The organism is Ruminococcus sp. YE71 (genome assembly GCF_900119155.1).
In the GTDB taxonomy this organism is placed as follows: Bacteria; Bacillota; Clostridia; order Oscillospirales; family Ruminococcaceae; genus YE71.
Map to the genome: position 1 here is coordinate 1 of NZ_FPIR01000009.1, position 21,760 is coordinate 21,760.

Consider the following 21,760-nt stretch of genomic DNA (forward strand, 5'->3'; position numbering starts at 1 on the left):
AAGGCAGATTGCTCACGTGTTACTCACCCGTCCGCCACTGATCCAGTACCGAAGTACTTTCACCGTTCGACTTGCATGTGTTAAGCGTGCCGCCAGCGTTCGTCCTGAGCCAGGATCAAACTCTTAATAAAGTTGTATCCTAATCTATCTTTCGATAGAATTATGATCTCAGAAACATTCGATTTCTTAAACCGAATTACTGACCGATTTTTAAGTCTTTTCTGACTTTCTCGTTACTTAGAGTTTCCTCAAAGTATTTCCAAGGGTTTTGTTTCGTTTAGCTGTTCAATTTTCAAGGTGCTGCGCCCTCATCGTTTCGGTTTTTAGTTCCTCTCGCCGAGTGCTTATCTATTATAGCAAATAATCCTATGATTGTCAATACTTTTTGCTGTAAACAATTAATGAACGTTTTTAAGATAATTTTTGTACAGAAGAACCTCTTTTTCGCCCCCCTAAAAAAGCCCCGCTCGTATATATAAATAATAGAGTTCGGTCGCCGCTCACACAAAAAAACCGACAGCCCCAGAGGGAGGGCTGCCGGCCTTTTTATGGATCATCTAAGATCAGACTTGATGAACACTTACTTGATCGTAACAGTTACCGCTCTCTTGTTGAGATTGGAAATGTCCCACTCGCCGTTGAACTTGGTGCCTACGACTACCTTGAAAGTACCTGCGGGTACCTTGGTCTTTGCGTATGTGGTCTCTTTCGCGGTCATCTGTGCGAGGAGCTTCCACTTGCCTGCGGAATAGTAAGCCACACAGTACTTCTCAGCACCATCAACTGCGTCCCAGGTAAGTCTGAACGCGTTGCCGTCAACGTCAACACTCTTTACAACAGGATATACAGGTGTTACAGTCTTCGGGCTGACAACGATAGCGTTGGAAACATCATTGAACCACTTGCCGTTCAGTTTAGTGATGACAGCTACCTTGTACTCCTTGCATGCGGTGAGGTTATTAACAGTGTAGGTGTCGGTGTTGCCTTCTGCGAGCTTGACCCAGCTGCCGTTGAGATAGGTAACTACAGCATAGCTCTGTGCGCCTTCGACCTTGGTCCATTTCAGCTTGACGGATTTCTCGCCCTTCTCATAAGTAACGGTCGGAGCGGTGTAGGTCAGCTTGCTGATGGTCACGGTCTTGGTGTCGGTGTAGATCTGTCCGTTGACCTTAACAGTTGCGGTGTAAACGGTCTTGCCTTCCGAAACATAGGTAGGTTCAGCAGTCTTGGAAGTAACAGTTGCCTTTACGAACCTCTCGCTGCCGCAGGTCTCGCAGGTGAACGTTGCGAATGCGTTGTTGTTCACATCCCATATCCACTCGGGTTCGCCGTAGGTGTGACCTGTTGCAGGGATATCGGCAACGGTCTTTTCCTGAGAAACGAAAGCGTCATTGGTGAATACTGCATAGTAGGTAGTCTCACCCTTTTCGGTGCAGGTAGCTTCCTTAGTTACCTTCGAGGTGGTCTTTACGGTCTCGGTAATATCTGCGCCGCCGTTGAGAGACTTCTTGACTGCGGTAACGGTGCTGAGATCGTCAGACCAGTTATATGCAGCTTCGCCGTACTCATTGCCCTTTGCTTCCGAAAGAGCATAGATAGTGATGTTCTTTGCAGGCATCTCAATAGTCAGAGGATTCTCGGTGGAGAATACAGTCGCATTGTCATACGACCAGCCTGTGAAGGTATAGCCGTTAGCCACATTAGCCTTGATGGTGATCGGCTCGCCGTAATAGTAGTTGCCGTTGTCGCCGATTATCGAAGCAAATGCGCTATCCTTCAGAGTGAGTGTGAACTGCTTACGTGTGTAATAGAACTGTACGACTGTAGTGCCGTCTGCCTTGATAGTAACGGTCTGCTTCGAGGGCTTGTTGAATCCTGTTATCGTCTTTGGTGTAACAGCGACAGTCTCGCCCGTAGTGCCGAAGAGATTCTGTACTTCGGAAGGGGTATCGGGATACTCTTCGTCAAGACCCTGTAAGTAATACTCTACTGTGTAGGGGATATTCTCGGAAGCCTTCCAGTTTGCGGTCAGGGTAACGTTGCCCGTGCTGCCAGAAACGATCTCGGTCACGGTGTTGCCTGCTGCATCAGTCCAGCCGACAAACTCATATCCGAACTTCACGGGTGTCGGGAGAGTGATGGTGTCAGACTCGATGGTATAGCTCGTTACCTTGTTCTGTAATGTGCCGCCGTCCAGGATATAGCTGATGCTGTAGTTGGTCGGTACCATGTCGGGGATAACGATAGTGCTTTCAGCGGTCGGTGTACCCGATACCTTGATGTTTCCGCCCGTGTACTCTACAGTCAGTCCGTTGATGACCCTGTTCGTGAAGTCGGCGGGAAGCGTATAGCCCTTGTTGATCTTGTAAAGAACAGGTGTGATACCCTTCTCAACAGACTGAGTCTCAGGGCCGCTCGTTGCGAGCATGGTCAGACCCTTGCCTGCTGTAACAGATACGTTCAGTTTCTCGGCAGCGTTTGTTGTGGAGAATGTGATCTCCTGAGACGGACGGGACTCGTGACCCGCAAGACAGTCAACGCCTACGATGCGGTAGGTGTAGACCTTGTTGCGCTCAAGACCTGTAAGCTCTACCTTGCCGTTCTTTACAGGGACCTCGATGTAATTATCATCATACTCATTGTTGTTCTGCTTCTGATAGATCCTTACATGGGTAGGAACTGTTCTGGAGTAGGTATTCTCCTTGTTCAGACCGTGAGAGAATACGGGAGCGTCCCAGGTCAGAGTAGCTTCGTGGTTGGTGATGCTGCTCTTTACTACCGAGAAGTTCTCGGGAGTCATTGTCGGGGACTTGATGTTCCAGAGCTTGTAGCCGACTACGGGAAGTCCGTTCACATCCCAGAATCCTACATCCCAGTTGAAGTCGTAGCGGCTGTCCTCGATCTGTGAACCTGCCTTGCCGCTTCTTCCGAGCTCTGTGGTGTGGAAGGTGGAGTAACCTGTCTTGCCGCTTGCACTATATGTGAGCGTACAGGTAGCACCTAAAAGGCTCAGACCCGAGAATGCACTTGCACCGAGCTCGATGTCAACACCGTTTTCGGTGGTATGCGCATTGGAGATAGTCTTGGTCGTGCTTGTGGAGCTGTAGTAGCTTGTGGTGTTGAGACCAGAACCGCTGCTTGCAACGCTTCCCGAGGAATTTTCGGGGAAGGCTGTACGGTAGGTGAAGGGGTCGCCCGCAACGCCGAGCTTGAAATTATCGCCTACGATCGGGAGCTTCTCGCTGCTTCTGCCCGAAGCGTTGTAATCCTTCGCGAAGCTGTTGTACTCCTCAACGGTAACGCCTGCCATCTGAGGAAGTCCGCTGGTCTGTACTGCGAAAGGAGCAGACTTTCCGTCGCTGCCCAGTATCTCATACTCGTAAACGAGCATCGGGGTACGAGCCATCATGACAGTGTTCACGCAGTTATCGTCCTCGTACTCGCAGGAGATGGTCTTCTGGGTAGATGTAGCACCTTCATAGGTGAGTGCTGCGGAGAATGTTGCACCCATCTGCACCTTTGCTAACGAAATGATCTCTGTGATCTCCTGCTTGTAGGAAAGCTCAAGCTCTGTTGAAAGAGTTGCACCGTAGCTTACAGTGCTGCCCGAGGTCTGCGACTTCGAGATGGAAGTAGAACCGAGATTGTCGGGGAACTCCTTGAAGTAAGGTGCAGCTTCGAGTACATAGATATGCTTCGGGTCGCACCAGGACTGCTTGACGTCCTTCAGCCTGATGGTGATACCGTCATCATCGGCGTCAACGTTGCAGATATTGCAGGCATCTTCCTTTGAACGGATGTAGGCGCCGTCTGTCGTCTTCCAGTCTGTGCCGTTATAGGTGTAGTAGAATATATGATACTGATTTTCGTCATCTATCGCGAGGAAGTAGACGCCCTCGGTAGCATCGCCCGTATAGTTACCTGTCAGTGCCTTGCGGATAGAATAATCCTTATTCTTTGTACTTGTCATTACGTAGGACAGACCATTTGAACCGTCCTTGCCGAGCTCATAAACGGTGTCGCCGAGAACTACATAGCTCTCTGCACCCAGACCTCTTGCAGCAACGACCGCAACTGCGAGCTTATCACGTTTTACTCTGTCAGCGGGTGCGCCGTCATCAGCGTGGAAACCGTCACGCATCTGCTCGGAAACGCCGTCAGGGTGTTTTGCACTGAGTACTTCGTCACTTGTGTGGTAGGTGTTGCCCGACTCATATTTGCCGACATAGCTGTCGCCGATCTTTTCAAGACCAATGAGCTTGGTGGTGTGGATGCCGTAGTCATGCTTTAAGTTCATGCCTTTATCTTTCAGGTTCACCCAGCCTGCTGAAACGATCTCGGGATAATCAAGGTCTCCTGCCGTTCCGACCTGCTCAAGGCTTATATTGCCGACCGCAGAGGATCACCACATAAGTCTGCCCGATTTATTCGAGTAATAGGTGCCTTTCAGATCAAGAGAATATGTCTCATGGAACTCACCGTTGTAGAAATCATAGATCTTCATCTTGGTGACGCTGCTGTTATCCGAAGTAGTATTGCCAAGACCTGCGGTGACGATAAGCTCATCTCTGCCGTCTCTGTCCACATCGGCTGCGACCAGATCAACGATAGGAACGTTTCTTGAAATGTCAGCATCCGAAGAAGCACCTATCTTTTTCAGACCAAATTCAGTGTAGAGGTTTGAAATAATGGTGCCGATCTGAACAGGTCTGTAAATGTCGTACTTCATAGTACCGACATAGCCTTCCTTTGTGCCGCCCTCGGTCTGATCGTAAGAAGTGTCAACTGAGAACAGCTCGGTACCGTACTGCTTCAGAGCAGGGTTATTGTAATTGCCGTCGTAAACGATGATAGTATCCTTGCCCTCACCGCTGAAGTCACCTGCTGCAACGGAAAGATACTGACCAGCAGAATACGGGTCGATCGCACCCACGCTCTTCTTTAAATAATTATTTGAACCAACGCTGATACTGTATCCGCTAGCATAATTTCTGTTGTATGTACCCCGTAAAGTGATCTTTTTGGTAATCTCATCCTTACGATATTCTTTAAGGATGTTGACTACACTGCCCTCAGTTCTGCCGTGACCTTCGGCATTAAGAATGTGCAGTGATACACCGCCGTTGCTGTCGCTTCTGACCATTGCTATTGCATCCTTCTTGCCGTATCCGACATTCAGGGAATCCATAACATTCGCCGTATAGGACCATTCGGTATCATTGACAGTTTTAGTTGATCCGTTATTGACATCATGCAGGAAGCTCTTCTCATGACCGTCATCTACACCTGCGTTGATGTAGACCTCGGGTACGGAGTACACCGACTTCCATCTGTCGCCGTAGGTCTGGTAGGGGTCATTTGCTTTCTGCTCGCTCGTAACATCCGAAATAGGAGCATCAAGATCAAAGACTATACCCGATAAGCCGCCATTATCCGATTTTACCGATCCGCTGTCGGTCTCCTGTACAGTTTCATCAGCAGCTGCCTTTACAGCAGGCACAACTTCCGTGCTGTTGATGCATAGACCTGCAAGTCCCGAATCGACTGCGACGATAGACAGGCTGACTGCCGCCGCAACGATCCGCTTAGAAATGTTATTCATTTCTATCCCTCCATATACATTTTGTTAGCCTAAAGAACACAAGTTGTTCTTTGATAATTAATATTATACAACAACTTTCCTCATTTGGCAATTACGGATTTTAGGTCGCTTTGACCCAAAATTCGTACTTGACAAATCAAAATTTATCGTTCTATCACAGTTTTTATGCACATTTTACGACAAAATCGTGCATCCCGTGCAATCGGCGCTCGTTCAGAATTTGTTCCCCATTTGACAAAACTTCTGCCATACACTATAATATAAATAGTAATACTCAATGAGGTGAAATTTTCTATGGAATCTTTGAAAATAGCAGTTTGAGAAGACGATGAGGAGGAATATAAAAAGCTGTCCGCAATTCTTGAGGAAAGCGGTACGGATGTTGCGGTAGAGCGTTTTACGGACGGCTCGGGACTGCTGGAGAAATACTACAGCGGAAGATACGACCTGCTGTTTATAGATATTTATATGGAGGGCGTGAACGGGATAGATACCGTCGCAGGCATCAGAAAAATGGACAACGATGTGCCGATAGCTTTTCTGACCACAAGTCTCGACCACGCACTTGACGGTTATCGCTATCACGTTGACCGTTACATCACAAAGCCGCTTCGTACAGGCGATATTGCGGAGGCTATACACAAGGCACGGCTGAACAAGGAAAACGCTCCCTCGGTCAACATCCCCTTCGGCGGCAAGTCGAAGAGAGTGCCTCTCTCCCGTGTGCGCTATCTGGAGTCTCAGGCGGATTCGGTGTATGTCTATCTGACTGGCGGCGCTGTCGAAAGGACTATGCTGAAGCTCAAAGACCTTGCGGTTATGCTTCCTCAGCCGCCGTTTTTCGTCTGCCACAAGAGCTACATCGTGAACTTGCAGTTTGTTGAGGGGGTCGATAAAAAGGAAGGCATTTTCGAGATGAAAGAGGGCGGAGTTGCCTATATCCGCCGTGAGAGCAGGTCGCAGGCCGCAAGCGTCTACCGCAAGTATATGTTCGACCTTGCAAGAGGGCAGAACATATGAAGCTGCACAGACCTCTGCCGACGAAAACGAGGAAAAAGGGTATCGCCGTCGTGGCGTTCCTTATCATCTCGGTAACGTTCATCATAATAAAAGCAGTCCCCTACTCACTGACGGACAAGGATAATATCATCATAAAAAGCGCCGAGATAACCGTCAAAGGTGAACAGGTCTCGGACAGTCTGCCGCTTTCGCAGAGCGGTCTTGCACACAGGACAGAGGTCAGGGTCGCCTTCGACACGCCCGTGAGGAAGAACGATCTTATGTTCTTCGGCAGCGTGTATGCACCGTTGAAAGTATATGCCAACGGTTCGCTGATCTACGAATATGGTCAGGACGGCACGTACCCCTCGTTCATGAAAGATCCGCCGACGCACTACGACTCGGTGATACTCCCCTGCGATGAAGAAACCGCGCATATCGAAATGGTATATCTTTCGCCGAACGAGCGTGATACGCTGTCTGTACATGAACCTATGGTCGGTTCAAGGAAAGCGATCTTCCGACACCTGTTTCTGAGGTGCGGACTTTCACTGGTGATGTCGCTGTTCTTTATCCTGTTCGGCACGGTGCTTTCGGTGATGTCGCTGGCATTTGTCAAGACAGACGACCTCGGACTTGCGATGATATATCCCGGGCTGTTCTCAATCATGGCGGGAATGTGGCAGCTGGGAGAGAACACCCTCTCGGTGTATCTCCTGCAAATGCCGAGCCTGCTGTATTTTGTAGACTTTCTGGGGCTGTTCCTTCTGATGATACCTATGTACAGGACTGCGATCTTCCACCTTGAAAAAGAGGGGGACATCCTGCTTGAATCCGTACTGTGCGTCATCGAAGCTGCCGATGCTGCCGCGATCATCTTGCAGCTGACGGGAAAGGTATCCTTCCACCGCAGTCTGTTCGCATTCCATATCATACTGCCGTTAACGATGCTGCTGCTTTTCGGATATTCTCTCCTCGAAGCAATACGGTTCAGGAGCAAAAATGCACAGCGTTTTATGATACCTTTCCTGGTTCTTTCGCTTTCGACTGTTCTGGAACTGCTGAACTACTATCTCAATTTCGTGAGGATATACTCCTCGATCTTCCAGATCGGAGTGTTTGGATTTACGATCATCCTGCTGGCGCTGTCCGTGATGTATATAACCGACCTGCTGAGGGATCAGCGGAAAAAAGCCGAGCTTGAGGGCGAGCTCCGAATTCGGGATCAGATACTCTCCTATCAGAAAAGCAGGCTTGAAATGCTTATCTCCATGTCCGATGAGATCAGGAAACAGAGGCACGATCTTCGTCATCACCTTCATGTTATCGACGATATGATCGAGAAAAAGCACCTTTCCGAGGCTAAATCCTACATCAGCAACGTCACCGACACCATACCCACCTACCCGACAAAGGAATGGTGCAAGAATTCCGTTGTAAATTCGACCATCGGCTACTACGCTCAGCTTGCCGAAGACGCGCATATCAGGCTCGACGTTTTCGTGGAGCTGCCTGCATTCAATCCGAACATTTCGGACAGCAGTCTGTGCGTTATCTTCGGAAATCTGCTTGAAAATGCCATCGAAGCCTGCCACGTTATGAGACCCGAGAGCAGATACATCAAGCTGTGCTCAAAAGTAAACGGCGCTATGCTTTTCATAAGCATGGACAACAGCTTCAACGGCGTCGTGCATATTAAAGACGGCGAATTTCTTTCAAGCAAGCGTCAGGGACTGGGCACAGGTCTGCACTCTGTCCGCTCACTTGCAGAATCGCACGACGGAAGCGCGGAGTTCAAGACGACGGAGAACCGTTTCCACTCGGAAGTTTGTCTGAGACTGTGATCGAGCAGTCGAATAAAGTAAAGGAAAAACGCAAATGAAAATCGAAAACCTGACCTGCGGCGTAAGATCATGCACCGTTCACGCCGATACAGCTCCCGAATACCTGCTGATACAGCCTGCCGACAGACGCGAACTTGAACTGCTCGGGAAAGAGACCGCGCATATCAGGTCACTGACCGACGCGCCCTTTGTCTTCGCGGCGTTTGAGATAACCGACTGGAACAGCGAGCTTTCCCCGTGGGAAGCGCCGCCTGTTTTTGAGAACGAACCCTTCGGGAGCGGCGCAGGCGAAACGCTCGCTTTCATTGAAGACACTCTTATCCCGAAGCTGACGGAAACGTATTCTCCGAACAAGGATATCCCCGTAATTCTCGGGGGATATTCTCTTGCGGGGCTGTTCGCATTGTGGGCGGCTTATTCTTCGGAGAGGTTCGATGCTGTGGCGGCGGTGTCGCCGTCGGTATGGTTTTCGGGGTGGAGCGACTTTATCGGAAGCCGCTCCCCTGCCGCGAAAAGCATTTACCTCAGCCTTGGAAAGAAAGAAGAAAAGACCCGAAACAAAACTATGGTCGCGGTCGGCGGAAACATCCGCAGGCAGTACAAAATGCTGAAAACACAGGGTATCGGCACCGTCCTCGAATGGAACGAGGGCAATCATTTCACCGAGCCCGAGATAAGGACGGCTAAAGGCTTTGCGTGGTGCATCAGCGCCGCACACTAAACGAACGGAGTGAAAAACATGAATATAGAAAAGTTCCAATGGACAAGAAGCCCCAAAAGCTATGAGGTAAGGGATGGCAAGGTGTATGTTACAACCCTGCCCCACACCGACCTCTGGCAGCGGACGTACTATCATTTCCGCAACGACAACGCACCCGTTTTCCAGACGGAGACTGACGAACGGTATTTCAGCTTTGTCGTCAGGACCGATTTTACGGGGAGCCATCACCGCTTCGACCAGTGCGGAGTGGTGCTTTACCTCGACAGCGGGAACTGGATAAAGGGCTCTGTGGAGTACGAGAATGAGGAGTTCCAGCACCTCGGCAGCGTGGTCACCAACCACGGTTACTCCGACTGGGCGACCACCGAGATACCTGCCGACGTGAAGGTGATGTGGTACCGTCTGAGCCGCCGTCAGGACGATTTCTGCATCGAGTGCTCGGAGGACGGCAGGCGCTGGCGGCAGATGAGGGTATGTCATCTTCACGAGGGCGGCGGCAGGATACGCTTCGGGATATACGCCTGCTCCCCCGAGGATTCCTCATTCACCGCCGTTTTCAGCGATATGCAGGTCACCGAATGCGCGTGGAAAGCGCACGACGGACAACAGCCCGACAAATAACAAATACACCTGAGCTTCTTATAATTTCACCTAAAGCGGTATGCTGTTACGGCATACCGCTTTTCGTTTCTGCTCATTTTCCCGACGCGATCGGTGCCGCATTCGGGAGAAAGGTTGATTTTTTTATTATACTCTTGCTTTTTGGAGCAAAGTATGTTATAATGAATAAAAGGTTAACTTTTTATGCATATTAAACGTTTGAGGTGATCTTATGTTCTGTCCGAAATGCGGTAAACAGCTCAATGACGGGGATACTTTCTGCGCGTTCTGCGGGGAACCTCTGAACAATAACGTCGGTGCGGCTCAGCCTTTACCGACTCAGTATCAGTCTCCCACATCGGTTCCGAACGATACTGTGCAGGCAAAAAGATCGAATCCGCTGGTCGTTTTTTTCTCTGCTCTGGCGGTCGGACTGGTGCTTATCGGCGGCTTCATGCTGTTCATAAACCCCGGGTACCTTCTCGAACGGGACGATGATGACAGCAGCAGGCCGAAAAGGGAGAAAAACAACTCTTCCGTGACCGCCGAAAGTTCTGCCGCTCCGACTTCCGAAAGCCCCGAAGCCGAGCCTGCGGAAACCGATACGGCGGCCGAGACCGTGACAGCGACCACCACAACTACAGTTACAACAGCAGCTCCCGAGACCACGGCTCCGACGGAGACAACGACTGAGCAGACAACGACCGCCGCAGACGAGGGACTTGAAGAAAAGAACGCCGTTTATTCGGAAGCCATGTCCCTGTCCACAGCCGACAGACCGAAATTCGACGAGTTTGAATGGTGCTTCGGTCAGGGCGGACTTGTGTACGAAGCACCTGCGGGCGCCGATATGATGACCGAACCTCTCGGATACAGCGGCGGCTGGAAGGCTATGGTCATTTACAACCCGACCAACTCAGCAGGGACTTTCATGCGTGAGCTCGACAATGTCAGCATAGAAGTCAACGGCGATTCCGTTGTCATCACGATAGACTGGTATCTGATGGAAACGGACGTCTCGGGAAGCTACAGCGAGGAGGACATGGAGGACAGCGTTTTCTTCGGCAGCGTTACCGACACGGGGATATATGCGTCGGGGGATGCGGAAATTTCCATAAACAACTTGTGGCGTGCGGACGGCAGTCAGTATGCGCTGGGTGCGATAGTGACTTCCGACGGACTGCCCGCGTACCTCGCGATGGTCAGACCATGACAAGCTGCCCGATGAAGCTCATTGTAAAGCAAAATATGAAACAAAAAAAGACCTGATCGCCATTCGGGCGGTCGGGTCTTTTTCTATGCAAATTTGTGATCGGTGCTGTCTTTCAGACCACGCCCGAAAGCGCTTCGGTGAACTCGCGGTACATATACAGCGAGCCCAGCGCGACCAGCGGCAGACCTGTTTCTTTTGCGCGGCTGTATGCGGCAGCCACACCGTCGGGGAGATGGCCGAAGCTCTCGGCAGCGATCCCCTTGTCGGTGAACACCTTTGCCAGCGCGGCGCTGTCGAGCGCTCTCGGGTTGTCGGGGATGACGGTGAACGCCTTGTCGATGAGCCCGCCCAGCATATCCGCGTAGAGCCGATAATCCTTGTCAGCCATGACGCCGATGAGCAGCACCACCCTCCCCGCGAAGTACGTCCTGATGCTCTCCGCCGCACGGATGATGCCGTCGGGATTGTGAGCGCCGTCGTAGATGACATAAGGCTCGCGGCGAAGCACCTCGAACCTGCCCTGCCATACCGTCTCCGCAAGTCCTCGGCGGATGGAGTCGGTGCCGAGCGGCAGACCTGCGTCTTTCAGCAGTTCGGTGCAGCGCATCACGTTCACGATGTTCTCGCGCTGGTAGGTCCCGCACAGCGGCACGGTGAAGATTTCACCACGCCAGCGGAAGGAGATACCTTCAAGGCTGTAGGTCACGTCGGAAAGGGGGCTGTCGTCGAAGAGGGTCAGGGGTGCGGACTGCTGCTCTGCCCTTTCGCGGATGACCCGAAGGGCATCGCTGTCGCTGCCGCCGAAATAGACGGGACAGCCGTGTTTGATGATGCCAGCCTTGTGGTCGGCGATCTCGGCGGTGGTGTCCCCGAGGAATCCGCAGTGGTCGAGAGCAACGTTTGTGATGACCGAAAGCAGCGGTGCGTTCATGACGTTGGTCGCGTCGCCGTCGCCGCCCATCCCGCACTCGACCACCGCGACGTCGCAGTTCTCCTGCACGAACAGCAGGTACGCCGCCGCCGCGATGACCTCGAACTCGGTGGGCTTTTCGGTCATGGTGTCGATCACGGGCTTGATAATGCCGATCAGCTCAGCGAAGCGCTCCTTCGTTATCTCAATGCCGTTGATGCGGTAGCTGTCGGTAACGCCCGTCATGGCAGGCGAGCAGAAGCTCCCCGTCCTCAGCCCCGAACAGCGCAGCACCGACGAGAGCATAGCCGCGAACGAGCCCTTGCCGTTCGTACCCGAGATGTGTATTATCCTGAGCTTTTCCTTCGGGTCACCCAGCAGACGGAGCAGTTCCTTCACACGGTCAAGACCGAGCACGCTGCCCCTCGAAGCCGCCTCTTTCAGGCACTCTTCCGCCTCAGCGAAGGTCATCTGCGGATCCTTTCAAGCTCGGACATGAAGCCCTTGTTCTGCATGAGAACAGCGATGATTGCCGTCTCGATAGCTGCGGTGACGATGTAGATAGGCACGCGCAGTACCAGAGTCTGCATGGGGGTGTGGAAATAAACGAACATTCCGACAGACTTGATGAGCATCGAGCCCACAGCATGAGCGGTCAGGGTGGAGAGCGCTATCCTCGGCAGCGATGCCTTGTTCATGCCTGCGAGGACCTTGTGGTACATCAAGCCCGAAAGAAAGCCCACGCTCACCGCGCCCAGCGTGATGACGGGGTTGATGGAATAGCCTTTGAGCAGGCAGCCGATTATATCGGACACGCCGCCCACTGCCGCACCTACCACGGGTCCGAGCATGATGCCTGCCATCTGGAGAGGCAGACCGCCTAAGCCGATGCGGATGCTGTCACCGATATTGACCGCCAGGAACTTATCGAACACGATGCTCATAGCGGTGAAAAGCGCCGCCAGAATCATGATGCGCGTGGTGCCGAAGACCCTCAGTCTCGTGCTTACTGCTGTTTCTCTGTTGTTTGTACTCATAAACAAAAAACCTCCTTTTCCACATCATACGACGGAAAAGAAGGCTTGGGACAATACCTGCGGTACCGCCCTGAATTTCTTTATTCCATTGTCCTATGAAGCGGGATGCAAAATACGAACCGCAAGCCGAGGTCTCTCCACGGCTTTTCGTTTGACTGACAACTCCCCGTTCAGCCAACACTTAACGAACGTAATTTTACTCTTCAAAATGTATTTGCAGTACCTTACTGCCTGTTTATTATACATCGTTCTTTATGATTTGTCAATACCCTATTTTTCGCAGGATTGTTTCGTTATTGTAAACAATCCTGAAACAGACGTGGATGACAGTTACAAAAATAATCTTTGGTCTGTGTGACAAAGTCACAGAAACCGCGCGAATAATAGTGTATAATTAAGCCACAATAAAACAGAAAGGAAGTATCACTATGGCAGTAATGAACGTAACAAAAGAAAATTTCGCGGAGATCGCAGGCGGCGCAAAGCCCGTGCTTCTGGACTTTTATGCAGGCTGGTGCGGTCCGTGCAGGATGGTCTCGCCACTGGTCGATCAGATCGCGGACGAGCGCTCCGACCTCACCGTCGGCAAGATAAACGTTGACGAACAGGCGGAGCTCGCGGCACAGTTCGGGGTCATGAGCATCCCGACCCTCGTTGTCATGAAAAACGGCAGAGTGACCGCGCAGGAAGTCGGGTTCAGACCGAAAGCGGCTATACTCGATATGTTAAAGAGCTAATTCACGCAGGCGAGACTTGTCGAGGATGCGAACGCCCTTTCGGGACACCTCGACAATGCCCTCGCCTGCGAAGTATTTCAGCATTCGTGAAACGACCTCGCGCGCCGAGCCGATGTACTTCGCGATCTGCTCCTGAGTGAGGGAGATGGTGTCGGAGGAAATCCTGACCGACTCGTCATGCAGGAAAATGGCAAGGCGTTTGTCCATGCTCATGAAAAGTATCTGCTGCATGACCCACATGACATCGGAAAAGCGCGAGACGGCGGTCTCAAGAGCGAAGATTCGTATCTCGGGGTATTTCTCGGACATCTGCTTGAAAGCCGCGCCGCTGAGGACGATGCACTCGCTGTCCTCCTCAGCATCGACCGCCACATCGAAGGTTATCGACTGCAAGACGCAGGAAGCGGACAGCATACACATTTCGCCCTTGTGCAGGCGGTAGAGGGTGACGTCCTTGCCGTCCTCGGAGAGGATATAGGCGCGGAGACTTCCCGAGCTGACGAAGAACACCCCCGAACAGTCGCTGCCGCTGTGCAGGTTCGTGCCTTTTGAGTAGGTTTTCTTTGAAGACTTGTCGCAGATAAAGCGGCGGTCTTCATCGGACAATATATCCCAGAACGGGAAGGTCTTTTGGTAGAATTCTTCAAACATAACGTTTTCCTTTCGGGGTATGAAAACTGTAATTGTTGGCGTTGCTCAGATAAATTATAGCATACCGCCGACGATCAGTCAACCGAAATACAGCACCGCACAAAACAAATAACCCTCGGGAACGCTTGCAGGATTTCCGAGGGTTATTTTGTGTTCAATGTTCGGAATGTGTAAAGTGAACAAAAAGTAAAATAATGTAAAATAATTTATGAAGGCGCATTTTTCTAACCTTATTCTAACCTTGGCGGTTTATACTATAGGTGCGGTCAGGAAAAAAGCAAAAATACGGTCCGATTCGGGAACGAACGGCTTCCGACCGCGGCAAAAATCCAAGACCTTTTAAGCGGCAGGTCAATAAATCAATGACAGGAGTGTATCAATTATGAAGGCAAGACTTACGATGAGGAAGATCACGGCGGCGGCAGCTGCGGTATCTATGGTGAGCGGAATGGTTCCGTTCGGGGCTTTTGCTTACACCGACAGCGGCTCGTATGACAACACCTTTACCTTCACCAACAGCGGTATCAGTGCTTCGGACGAAGCAGGCTCAGGCTTCAAGATCAGCGGCACCGACCTCACCATAAACGCTGCGGGTACATACGTTGTCAGCGGCGAATGCGTTGAAGGAAGCATCACCGTGAAGAAAGGCACGACAGGCGTTGTCCTTATCCTTGACACGCTGACCCTGACCTGCTCCTCAACTGCACCCGTATCGGTGAACAAGGGCGCAGAGGCTGAGATCGTCATCAAGGGCACCAATACCCTCACCGACTCGGAGGATCCCGCGAACGAGACTTCCACCGATGAGACCATCGCAGACGCTTTTGAGGGCGCTGGCATCAAGGTGAAGAGCGGCTCGTCGCTCACTCTCACGGGCAGCGGAACGCTCAACGTCAACGGCAGTTCCTGCAAGAACGGCATCAAGGGCGGCGCGACTTCGACCGTGACCGTCGGCGAAAGCGCAAATGACAGCTTCACGCTGAACGTCAATGCCGCAAACAACGCTCTCGCAGCTGACGGCGAGCTGATAATCAACGGCGGTAATATCAACGTCAACTCTTCCGACGACGGCATCAAGGCTTCCCCCGACGACGATGACACCGAATCCAAGGGCGTCATCACGATCAACGGCGGCAAGATCAACGTCACCGCTTCCGATGACGCTGTTCACGGCGAGCAGGTGAACGTTCTCGGCGGTGACCTGACCATCACCGCAGGCGACGACGCACTCAAGGCAGAATATGCGCTGACTGTCGGCAAGACAAACGGCACAGGCCCCGAGATAAATGTCAAGAAGTCCTATGAAGGTTTTGAGGGTGCCACCATCGCTCTGCGCGGAGGCAAGGGCACCATCCTCTCCTCGGATGACGGCATGAACGCGGCTAACAGCGAGCTCAAGAATTACTCCTACGAGCTGAAGATCACTGGCGGCGAGTGGTACGTCAACGCCAGCGGCGACGGTCTCGACTCCAACGGCAACATGACCGTTTCGGGCGGATACACTCAGGTATTCGGTTCAGCGGACAACGGCAACGGAGCGCTCGACATCGGTGACTACGGCTGCTCGCTGACCTACAGCGGCGGCACCATCGCGGCGGTAGGCATGAGCGGAATGGCAGTAGTTCCGACCGCAGGCACTTACATTTCGTTCGGTGCGGGCAGCGGCATGGGAGGCCCCGGCGGCGGTCCCGGCGGACACGGCGGATTCGGCGGATTCGGAGATCAGGGCGGACAGAGCGGCACGTCCATCAGCATCAGCAGCGGCGCGTCTATCGCGGTCAAGGACAGCAGCGGCAACACCGTTTATGAGACTACTGCGGTCAAGAACGCAAATCACATTGTGCTCGCGTCCGATTCGCTCAAGTCGGGTGAGACCTACACGCTCTATGTGAACGGTCAGAGTACCGCAACTGCGACCCTCACGGGCACGGCAGTCGAGAAAGAAGAAACTCAGGATCCCGATCCTACCGAACCCGAAGAGCCCGAGACCCAGAGCATATATCCTACCGTGACTTCGATACAGTACAGCTCGGCTACTCATCAGTTCAGGCTGAACTGGAGCGCTGTTGAAGGTGCAGAGAAGTACGCCATCGCGGTCTACATATCGGGCAAATGGAAGATAGTTACCCAGTCCATCCCTGCCGACACGACATCCTTCACTTCGCCCAAGCTCACCGCGGGACAGACCCTCAGACTGGTCATCGGCGCGAAGGTCAACGGTACCTGGGATACCAGCAACCTCAGCAGCAGATCGTTCACCGTTACGGTAAAGTGATCTGAGATCACCGACTCCCTTCTATTTTCGATAATTCATACTACCCCCTATCATTTTCATAATTGATCTTTTTCAAAAAGACCGACAGCTTCTTTGGAAACTGTCGGTCTTTGGCTTTCTCTGAACGTTTTATGCTCGGGCAGGCTCGGGTCTTGCACCGTTTACTTCGATCACTCTTGTAAAGTATTCGCACAGACCCAGGTCATGAGTCACCATAACGATGGTCGCGCCCTGCTTGTTGAGTCTTGTCAGATGATCCATTACAAGCTGTGCATTCGCCTTGTCGAGTCCCGAAGTCGGCTCATCGGCAAGGATGATGCTGCTTTCCTGCAATATTAGCTTGACTATGGCGATACGCTGCTGTTCGCCGCCGCTGAGCTGGTATACATATTTCTTCTCGTAGCCGTCCAGCCCGAATTTGCAAAGAAGCTGATTTATTTTTTCCTGCTTTTCCGATCTTCTCAGCTTTTTGTATTCGAGGGCGAGAGACAGGTTCCATTCAACTGTCTCATCCTCTATCAGACCGTAATTCTGAAAAAGATAGCCTATGGTGTTCCTTCTCAGCATCATCGCCGACCTGCTTTTCGGGGTGAGCCCCTTTCTGCCTGCGATATTGACCGTTCCGCCCGAAACGTCCGTGATAAGACCGATCATATTCAGCAGAGTGGTCTTTCCTGCGCCGCTCTTGCCTACCAGACCGACGAATTCGCCCCGCTCTATCCGAAGATTAAAGTTATCGAATATCTGTTTCTCGTTTTTATATTTCTTACTTACGTTTTTCAAACTGATGATTGGCATGGTACTAAGCTCCCTTCACTATCTCGTATATCTTATTGCTGATGAATGCGCGGTAAAGCACCTCATAAAGCATGACGTCCATCAGTACCGCCAGCGCCGAACAGAGTATCGCCTGCTTGAAGATGCTCAGCACCAGTATCAGCAAAAGTTCGGCTGCAAGCAGCATATATCTTTTTTTCAGTATCTTTCCGTGTGAAAAGCCCGAGGTCTCCTTTATCGCGTATCTTGACTTATTTACTATGATGTCGATATAGCACGAGATATAGATTATGAATGCGAGGGATACAACGAACACGCCTGCGAATACGGAAAGGGTTTTCAGTGTGAATTCTACGTTTTCCATTCTGGAGTAGAAGGGAGTCAGCAGAGTTCCCGGGGAAACGAGCCCGTCGAGGTCGTTTCTTGCCAGCAGAGCGGAAAATTCCTCGCGCGAACCCAGTCTGAAAAAGATGTGAGTGCCGCCCAGATTGTCAAAGTAGAAGGTGTTTCCAGAATTTCCGTTGTCGATGAGCACCATCTGAGCTTCAAAGCTCTCAAAGCCGTTCTCGGTACAGCATTTTATCGTGGAGCTTGTGTCTGTGTATATCACCTCAAATTCGGGAGTTTCGCTGTTGTCTGTCTTTAAGCCGTATAGTTCGTCATAGGTGCTGAGACTGCGGAATTCAAAGTCCAGGAATTCCTTTATCTGCGCGTCAATATTCTTGTATTTTTCCGAAACGAGCGCAGTATACACACCGTCTTTGAGGGCTATCTTATTGCCGCCGCTTGTGATGTCGGTGAATTCATCGAAGTAGTTCTTGTTTATTATTATTTTATTGAGCTCGTATTCGGCGAGCTGGTCTTCGATACCCTCGATGTGTTTCAGGTCGAGGGACGAAGCATCGCAGAGCATGGCATCATTCTCGGAATACATCTTCTTGACGCCCAGTGCCGAGCTTTCCAGCATTTCGGGCGTTCTCGCCACCTTTTCATAGGCGGTCGAGTAGAAGCCATTTGAGGTGTAGTAGCTGTCGAGCTGTTTGTAATCGAGTATCTTCTGATTGCTCTCCCTGTAGTCCTTCGCATTGTCAAGAACAAGTATCACCGTCACCGAGATAAGTATTGTGAACAGCACTTTTATGAACTGCGCCGTGATGTTCATGGAGCGGTTCATGCTCTTGTTTTTCACCATCGCTTCCAGCGATACCAGACCCACAAGGAAGGAGGTGCTGAGTATGCACAGCACATTCACGACTATGACAGCCGCAAAATAAACGAGGATGAAACCTACGAATGTCAGCGACATTCTGTTGCGTATCAGAAGATATACCAACATGACCGCGGTCGTCGCCAGCGAGCAGGCAGTAAGCCAGAATACCGCGCTCTCTATCTGTTCTTTGAGTATCTTGCCGTTTGAAAAGCCCATGCTTTTCTTGATGCCTATTTTTTTCAGGCTGTACGAGGTGTAGATGCAGTAGACTATCTCGATAACCGCCAGAAGCACGATAAAATCTATCAGGAACAGCTTAAAGAAAACCGAGTATGAAATACTTTCTTCAAATATTTGTTTCAGAGTAAGACCCGCGTCTGCCGCCAGCTTGTTTATCTCGTCCTCGGGCATATCGGTATAGAACAGACCCGTGCTGTCTGTAAAGTCATCCTTGGTAAGCTCTTTATAATTATATCTCATAGATGACGTCACAGGCTGTTTATTGTCAGAGCTGTCGAAAGGCAGGCAGTAGATGTCATACTCCGTTTTTTTGGTCTCTGTAACGGTATTTACGAACATCCTGACTTTGTGACCTTCAGCAGAAGCCGCTATCTCATCGTAAAACTTTCCGAACCGTTCGGGATCGTTTTCCTGTATCGCATATCCCTGCATACTGCCGCTCACAACATGATTCTTTTCATATATGTTGTATATCGACGTTACGAAGATATAGGAAAAAAGCAATACTTCGATGAGAATAAATATTTTAAGAAAATGTTTCATATGTTGTCCTCATTCTTTATGGGAAAATGTAAGTCTGCACACAGCAGTTTTTTTGTTTGAAGATATGATATCATATGATCCTTAACTTCTGATAAACATAAATCTTAAAGATATCTTAATGCTGCAATATCATATCTAAAAAAAATTACCGCAGTTCCTGCCGTAATATCGGCAGGAAACGCGGTTTTGATCTCTCTGCCGCGGATATAGGGTCAGCTGATCTTACATCCGTCTTTGCTTCGAGCCCGATCTTTTATCAGATGCGGTAGTAATCGTAGTAAGATGTCTCGTTAGCATACCACTTACGATCAGCCTGCTTGTATGCGTAGTTCTTCTTCCAGCCCGAGGTATATGTATTGCCGCCTACCTTAACAGTAGCCTTAACCATATAGTCTCTTACATTCTGTCTGCGGGAAACCTCGGAGTATACATAGCTGTCGGTCTGTCCGCCGGAGTAGTCCAGGTCGCCGTCTGCGATGCTTCTTGCAGATGCGCTTACGGTAAGTAAAGATGTGCTGAGCATTACAGCGCCGAGAGTTGCTGCGATCTTCTTCTTAAAATTTGCGTTCATGATTATTTCCTCCTGAATAATGTTCTTCTTTCGCCGATATGCCGATAACGACCGCGGTCATTATTCTGTATCAAAGCCCGTCATCTCCGAACCGCGCGCATCTCATTGATGATAACTCTGATCCGCATACCTGACAGTTGTTATTATAATCCTGCACTTGTTCAAATACTACCGTTTCGGAGCAAACGGTATAAAAATCAGAGTAAAATGTATTTTCCGCGCTTCTATATTTTCTGCGATCCCGACGGCATAACGAAAATCGGCGCACCCGAAGGCACGCCGAGAAAGTATCATTCTGCCATATATTCTACGCCGTTTATTTCAACGCCGCTGATGTTGTCGATATCAAGTATCGTTCCGAAGCGGTAAGTGAAGCTGCCTGTACCTGGTGCGCCCGAATATTCACGAGTCACACTATCTGAATCCTTGATGGTATCCTCAATATCTATTCTCTCGCCGTCAGTTGAGATGATGACAAAAGAATTCAAATACACGACTTCTTCGTGACCGTCCTCGGGATATGCCCAGTTTTCGTCCTGCTCACTGACGCCGTAAGCGCTGAGAGTAAGCTGACCACCGTTATCGGAATACAGCATTTTTGTCGGAACGTTGGGCGTGGTCAGCAGGTCGAAGCTTATATCGTGAAAATAGGTATAGTCCTCAACAACAACTCTGCCGCCGTAATCGTCAGTTTCGCCTGTCTCGACAAATTCATAAAACTCCAGTCGTATAGGTCTGGAACTGTCGATGTAAGAGTTCTTCACAGGAAATGTGAATGTTCTCGTCAACTCAAATTCAGTATGAGCCTCGCCGTTCCAGCCCTCGAATCCACCCCCTGTGGGAGATATTACCTCACCCGTATCTGCATATACGAGTTTCGACCCGCCCGATTCAAGATGCGCTTTAGCATCTTCGGTCAGAGCAGTCAGAGTCAGTACACCTTGTGTAAAATTGCCGTCACACATCTCGGTATCAACTGTCAGGCGTATCTGTCCGTTTTCCACCGTTCGTCCGTTCACAAGTCCGTTTTCCTCCAGCTTCTGAGCGCCATCCTCGGTGTAGTATATGCTGACCTTTTCTCGATGAGTAAGCCGAAGATGATCGTACGCATACGACCCCACAGGTATCATCATCGCTGCCGCTGCCGCAAAACCGATCATCAGTTTGAACGGTTTAACAGCCGCTCTTTTTTTCGCGGGAGCATAGTTCCTTGCTGTCTCTAAATATTTCTCATCCGTTCCGTTCATTGCCTTGAATAATTCAAATCCGTTCATAACTCCACGTCCTTTCCTTTCAGATATTTTTTCAGCTGTTTTCTTGTTCTGAACAGCATCGACCTGATCTTCGTTTCCGTATAACCGTACTTTTGTGCTATCGAAGCCGAGCTTTCGCCATACCAGTAACGCAAGATGAATACTGAGCGCTTTTCGTCATCGAGCGTTCCGAGAAAATCGTTCATCAGTTTTTCGAGCCGCTCGTCATCTTCCGAACGCGTATCCGAATCATCGGGGATGCACTGCTCCATTTCGGCGGTCAGTTCGACAACACAGGCGTTTCGGCGGTCTGCCGTTCTTTTTTCTATCATGTTTATAGCGGTACGTCTGCAAACTGCCGCACAAAAAGCATACAGACTGTCGGGACGATGCGGCGGAATAGCGTTCCAGACCTTGAAATAGGTATCGTTCAGACATTCCTCAACATCGCTCTTATCCGAAAGCAGTCTGCCTGCCAGATACCCGAGCTGAGTGCCGTATTTCTTCATAGTTTCCGCGACAGCACGTTCATCGCGTCCGAAGTATAGCCCGATCAGCTCCTTGTCGTCCATGCCGT

17 protein-coding genes, 1 rRNA gene, 1 pseudogene and 1 riboswitch are annotated in these 21,760 nt (G+C 50.7%); of the genes and pseudogenes, 8 read left to right on the top strand and 11 right to left on the bottom strand.

Annotated features, from left to right (window positions below; translation table 11 throughout):
- The 3 genes from BT142_RS09665 to BT142_RS09675 form a co-directional block, all read right to left on the bottom strand.
- Positions 1 to 131, bottom strand: a 16S ribosomal RNA gene (locus BT142_RS09665); the annotation flags it as partial.
- Positions 132 to 580: 449 nt separating this feature from the next.
- On the bottom strand, positions 581 to 4,297 hold the full coding sequence (locus tag BT142_RS09670) for an InlB B-repeat-containing protein (RefSeq protein WP_139182252.1): 3,717 nt from the start codon (positions 4,295 to 4,297) through the stop codon (positions 581 to 583).
- A 105-nt stretch (positions 4,298 to 4,402) separates the two neighbouring features.
- A complete protein-coding gene (locus BT142_RS09675; protein WP_072417998.1) occupies positions 4,403 to 5,602 on the bottom strand; it encodes a hypothetical protein in 1,200 nt (399 codons plus the stop codon).
- Positions 5,603 to 5,935: 333 nt separating this feature from the next.
- On the opposite strand from BT142_RS09675, the pseudogene BT142_RS19860 reads away from it, so the two are divergent.
- From BT142_RS19860 to BT142_RS09700, 6 genes and pseudogenes are all read left to right on the top strand, one after another.
- Positions 5,936 to 6,229 (top strand): annotated as a pseudogene (locus BT142_RS19860) (response regulator); the annotation flags it as partial.
- A gap of 81 nt (positions 6,230 to 6,310) precedes the next feature.
- Positions 6,311 to 6,622, top strand: a complete 312-nt coding sequence (locus BT142_RS19865) for a LytTR family DNA-binding domain-containing protein (RefSeq protein ID WP_278277325.1) — start codon at positions 6,311 to 6,313, stop codon at positions 6,620 to 6,622.
- The gene (locus tag BT142_RS09685) at positions 6,619 to 8,445 is read left to right on the top strand and encodes a GHKL domain-containing protein (protein ID WP_072418000.1); all 1,827 of its coding nucleotides are present in this window, start codon (positions 6,619 to 6,621) and stop codon (positions 8,443 to 8,445) included. The genes BT142_RS19865 and BT142_RS09685 overlap by 4 nt, the downstream gene beginning before the upstream one ends.
- Before the next feature lie 34 nt (positions 8,446 to 8,479).
- Positions 8,480 to 9,166 carry an alpha/beta hydrolase gene (locus BT142_RS09690; RefSeq protein WP_072418001.1) on the top strand — a complete coding sequence of 229 codons (687 nt, stop codon included), beginning with the start codon at positions 8,480 to 8,482 and terminating at the stop codon, positions 9,164 to 9,166.
- Between the two features lie 18 nt (positions 9,167 to 9,184).
- Complete coding sequence (locus tag BT142_RS09695) at positions 9,185 to 9,787, top strand: DUF1349 domain-containing protein (protein WP_072418002.1); 603 nt, start codon at positions 9,185 to 9,187, stop codon at positions 9,785 to 9,787.
- Between the two features lie 211 nt (positions 9,788 to 9,998).
- Positions 9,999 to 10,979, top strand: a complete 981-nt coding sequence (locus BT142_RS09700) for a zinc-ribbon domain-containing protein (protein ID WP_072418003.1) — start codon at positions 9,999 to 10,001, stop codon at positions 10,977 to 10,979.
- A 112-nt stretch (positions 10,980 to 11,091) separates the two neighbouring features.
- Here the strand turns inward: BT142_RS09700 and BT142_RS09705 are convergent, their stop codons facing one another.
- Positions 11,092 to 12,360, bottom strand: coding sequence for a bifunctional folylpolyglutamate synthase/dihydrofolate synthase (locus BT142_RS09705; RefSeq protein WP_072418004.1), 1,269 nt, complete (start codon positions 12,358 to 12,360; stop codon positions 11,092 to 11,094).
- Positions 12,357 to 12,926, bottom strand: a complete 570-nt coding sequence (locus BT142_RS09710; protein ID WP_072418005.1) for a folate family ECF transporter S component — start codon at positions 12,924 to 12,926, stop codon at positions 12,357 to 12,359. Before BT142_RS09710 ends, BT142_RS09705 begins: the two co-directional genes overlap by 4 nt.
- Positions 12,927 to 13,022: 96 nt before the next feature.
- Positions 13,023 to 13,132, bottom strand: a riboswitch (THF riboswitch).
- Between the two features lie 222 nt (positions 13,133 to 13,354).
- Here BT142_RS09710 and trxA point away from each other — a divergent pair.
- Entirely contained in the window at positions 13,355 to 13,663 is a 309-nt protein-coding gene (gene trxA, locus BT142_RS09715) for a thioredoxin (protein ID WP_072418006.1), read from the top strand.
- On the opposite strand, the gene BT142_RS09720 is transcribed toward trxA, so the two are convergent.
- Entirely contained in the window at positions 13,652 to 14,314 is a 663-nt protein-coding gene (locus BT142_RS09720; protein WP_072418007.1) for a Crp/Fnr family transcriptional regulator, read from the bottom strand. The genes trxA and BT142_RS09720 overlap by 12 nt on opposite strands.
- Positions 14,315 to 14,696: 382 nt before the next feature.
- Between BT142_RS09720 and BT142_RS09725 the strand changes: the two genes are divergently transcribed.
- Positions 14,697 to 16,589 carry a carbohydrate-binding domain-containing protein gene (locus tag BT142_RS09725; protein ID WP_072418008.1) on the top strand — a complete coding sequence of 631 codons (1,893 nt, stop codon included), beginning with the start codon at positions 14,697 to 14,699 and terminating at the stop codon, positions 16,587 to 16,589.
- 129 nt (positions 16,590 to 16,718) lie between these two features.
- Here BT142_RS09725 and BT142_RS09730 read toward each other — a convergent pair whose 3' ends face one another.
- From BT142_RS09730 to BT142_RS09750, 5 genes are all read right to left on the bottom strand, one after another.
- Positions 16,719 to 17,387 (bottom strand): ATP-binding cassette domain-containing protein, encoded by a 669-nt coding sequence (locus BT142_RS09730; protein WP_072418009.1) that lies wholly within the window; start codon positions 17,385 to 17,387, stop codon positions 16,719 to 16,721.
- 4 nt (positions 17,388 to 17,391) lie between these two features.
- Positions 17,392 to 19,359, bottom strand: a complete 1,968-nt coding sequence (locus BT142_RS09735; RefSeq protein WP_072418010.1) for a hypothetical protein — start codon at positions 19,357 to 19,359, stop codon at positions 17,392 to 17,394.
- 256 nt (positions 19,360 to 19,615) lie between these two features.
- Positions 19,616 to 19,930, bottom strand: a complete 315-nt coding sequence (locus BT142_RS09740) for a hypothetical protein (RefSeq protein WP_072418011.1) — start codon at positions 19,928 to 19,930, stop codon at positions 19,616 to 19,618.
- Between the two features lie 290 nt (positions 19,931 to 20,220).
- A complete protein-coding gene (locus tag BT142_RS09745; protein WP_072418012.1) occupies positions 20,221 to 21,204 on the bottom strand; it encodes a hypothetical protein in 984 nt (327 codons plus the stop codon).
- A complete protein-coding gene (locus tag BT142_RS09750) occupies positions 21,201 to 21,755 on the bottom strand; it encodes an RNA polymerase sigma factor (protein WP_072418013.1) in 555 nt (184 codons plus the stop codon). Before BT142_RS09750 ends, BT142_RS09745 begins: the two co-directional genes overlap by 4 nt.
- Positions 21,756 to 21,760 lie beyond the last annotated feature (5 nt).

Excerpts from the sequence above, each read along its gene's own strand:
- BT142_RS09725 (WP_072418008.1), top strand. The coding sequence starts at position 14,697 with ATGAAGGCAAGACTTACGATGAGGAAGATCACGGCGGCGGCAGCTGCG.
- BT142_RS09690 (WP_072418001.1), top strand. The coding sequence starts at position 8,480 with ATGAAAATCGAAAACCTGACCTGCGGCGTAAGATCATGCACCGTTCAC.
- BT142_RS09730 (WP_072418009.1), bottom strand. The coding sequence starts at position 17,387 with ATGCCAATCATCAGTTTGAAAAACGTAAGTAAGAAATATAAAAACGAG.
- trxA (WP_072418006.1), top strand. The coding sequence starts at position 13,355 with ATGGCAGTAATGAACGTAACAAAAGAAAATTTCGCGGAGATCGCAGGC.
- BT142_RS09705 (WP_072418004.1), bottom strand. The coding sequence starts at position 12,360 with ATGACCTTCGCTGAGGCGGAAGAGTGCCTGAAAGAGGCGGCTTCGAGG.
- BT142_RS09735 (WP_072418010.1), bottom strand. The coding sequence starts at position 19,359 with ATGAAACATTTTCTTAAAATATTTATTCTCATCGAAGTATTGCTTTTT.
- BT142_RS09720 (WP_072418007.1), bottom strand. The coding sequence starts at position 14,314 with ATGTTTGAAGAATTCTACCAAAAGACCTTCCCGTTCTGGGATATATTG.
- BT142_RS09695 (WP_072418002.1), top strand. The coding sequence starts at position 9,185 with ATGAATATAGAAAAGTTCCAATGGACAAGAAGCCCCAAAAGCTATGAG.
- BT142_RS09740 (WP_072418011.1), bottom strand. The coding sequence starts at position 19,930 with ATGAACGCAAATTTTAAGAAGAAGATCGCAGCAACTCTCGGCGCTGTA.
- BT142_RS09750 (WP_072418013.1), bottom strand. The coding sequence starts at position 21,755 with ATGGACGACAAGGAGCTGATCGGGCTATACTTCGGACGCGATGAACGT.
- BT142_RS09670 (WP_139182252.1), bottom strand. The coding sequence starts at position 4,297 with ATGAACTTAAAGCATGACTACGGCATCCACACCACCAAGCTCATTGGT.
- BT142_RS09685 (WP_072418000.1), top strand. The coding sequence starts at position 6,619 with ATGAAGCTGCACAGACCTCTGCCGACGAAAACGAGGAAAAAGGGTATC.
- BT142_RS09710 (WP_072418005.1), bottom strand. The coding sequence starts at position 12,926 with ATGAGTACAAACAACAGAGAAACAGCAGTAAGCACGAGACTGAGGGTC.
- BT142_RS09700 (WP_072418003.1), top strand. The coding sequence starts at position 9,999 with ATGTTCTGTCCGAAATGCGGTAAACAGCTCAATGACGGGGATACTTTC.
- BT142_RS09745 (WP_072418012.1), bottom strand. The coding sequence starts at position 21,204 with ATGAACGGATTTGAATTATTCAAGGCAATGAACGGAACGGATGAGAAA.
- BT142_RS09675 (WP_072417998.1), bottom strand. The coding sequence starts at position 5,602 with ATGAATAACATTTCTAAGCGGATCGTTGCGGCGGCAGTCAGCCTGTCT.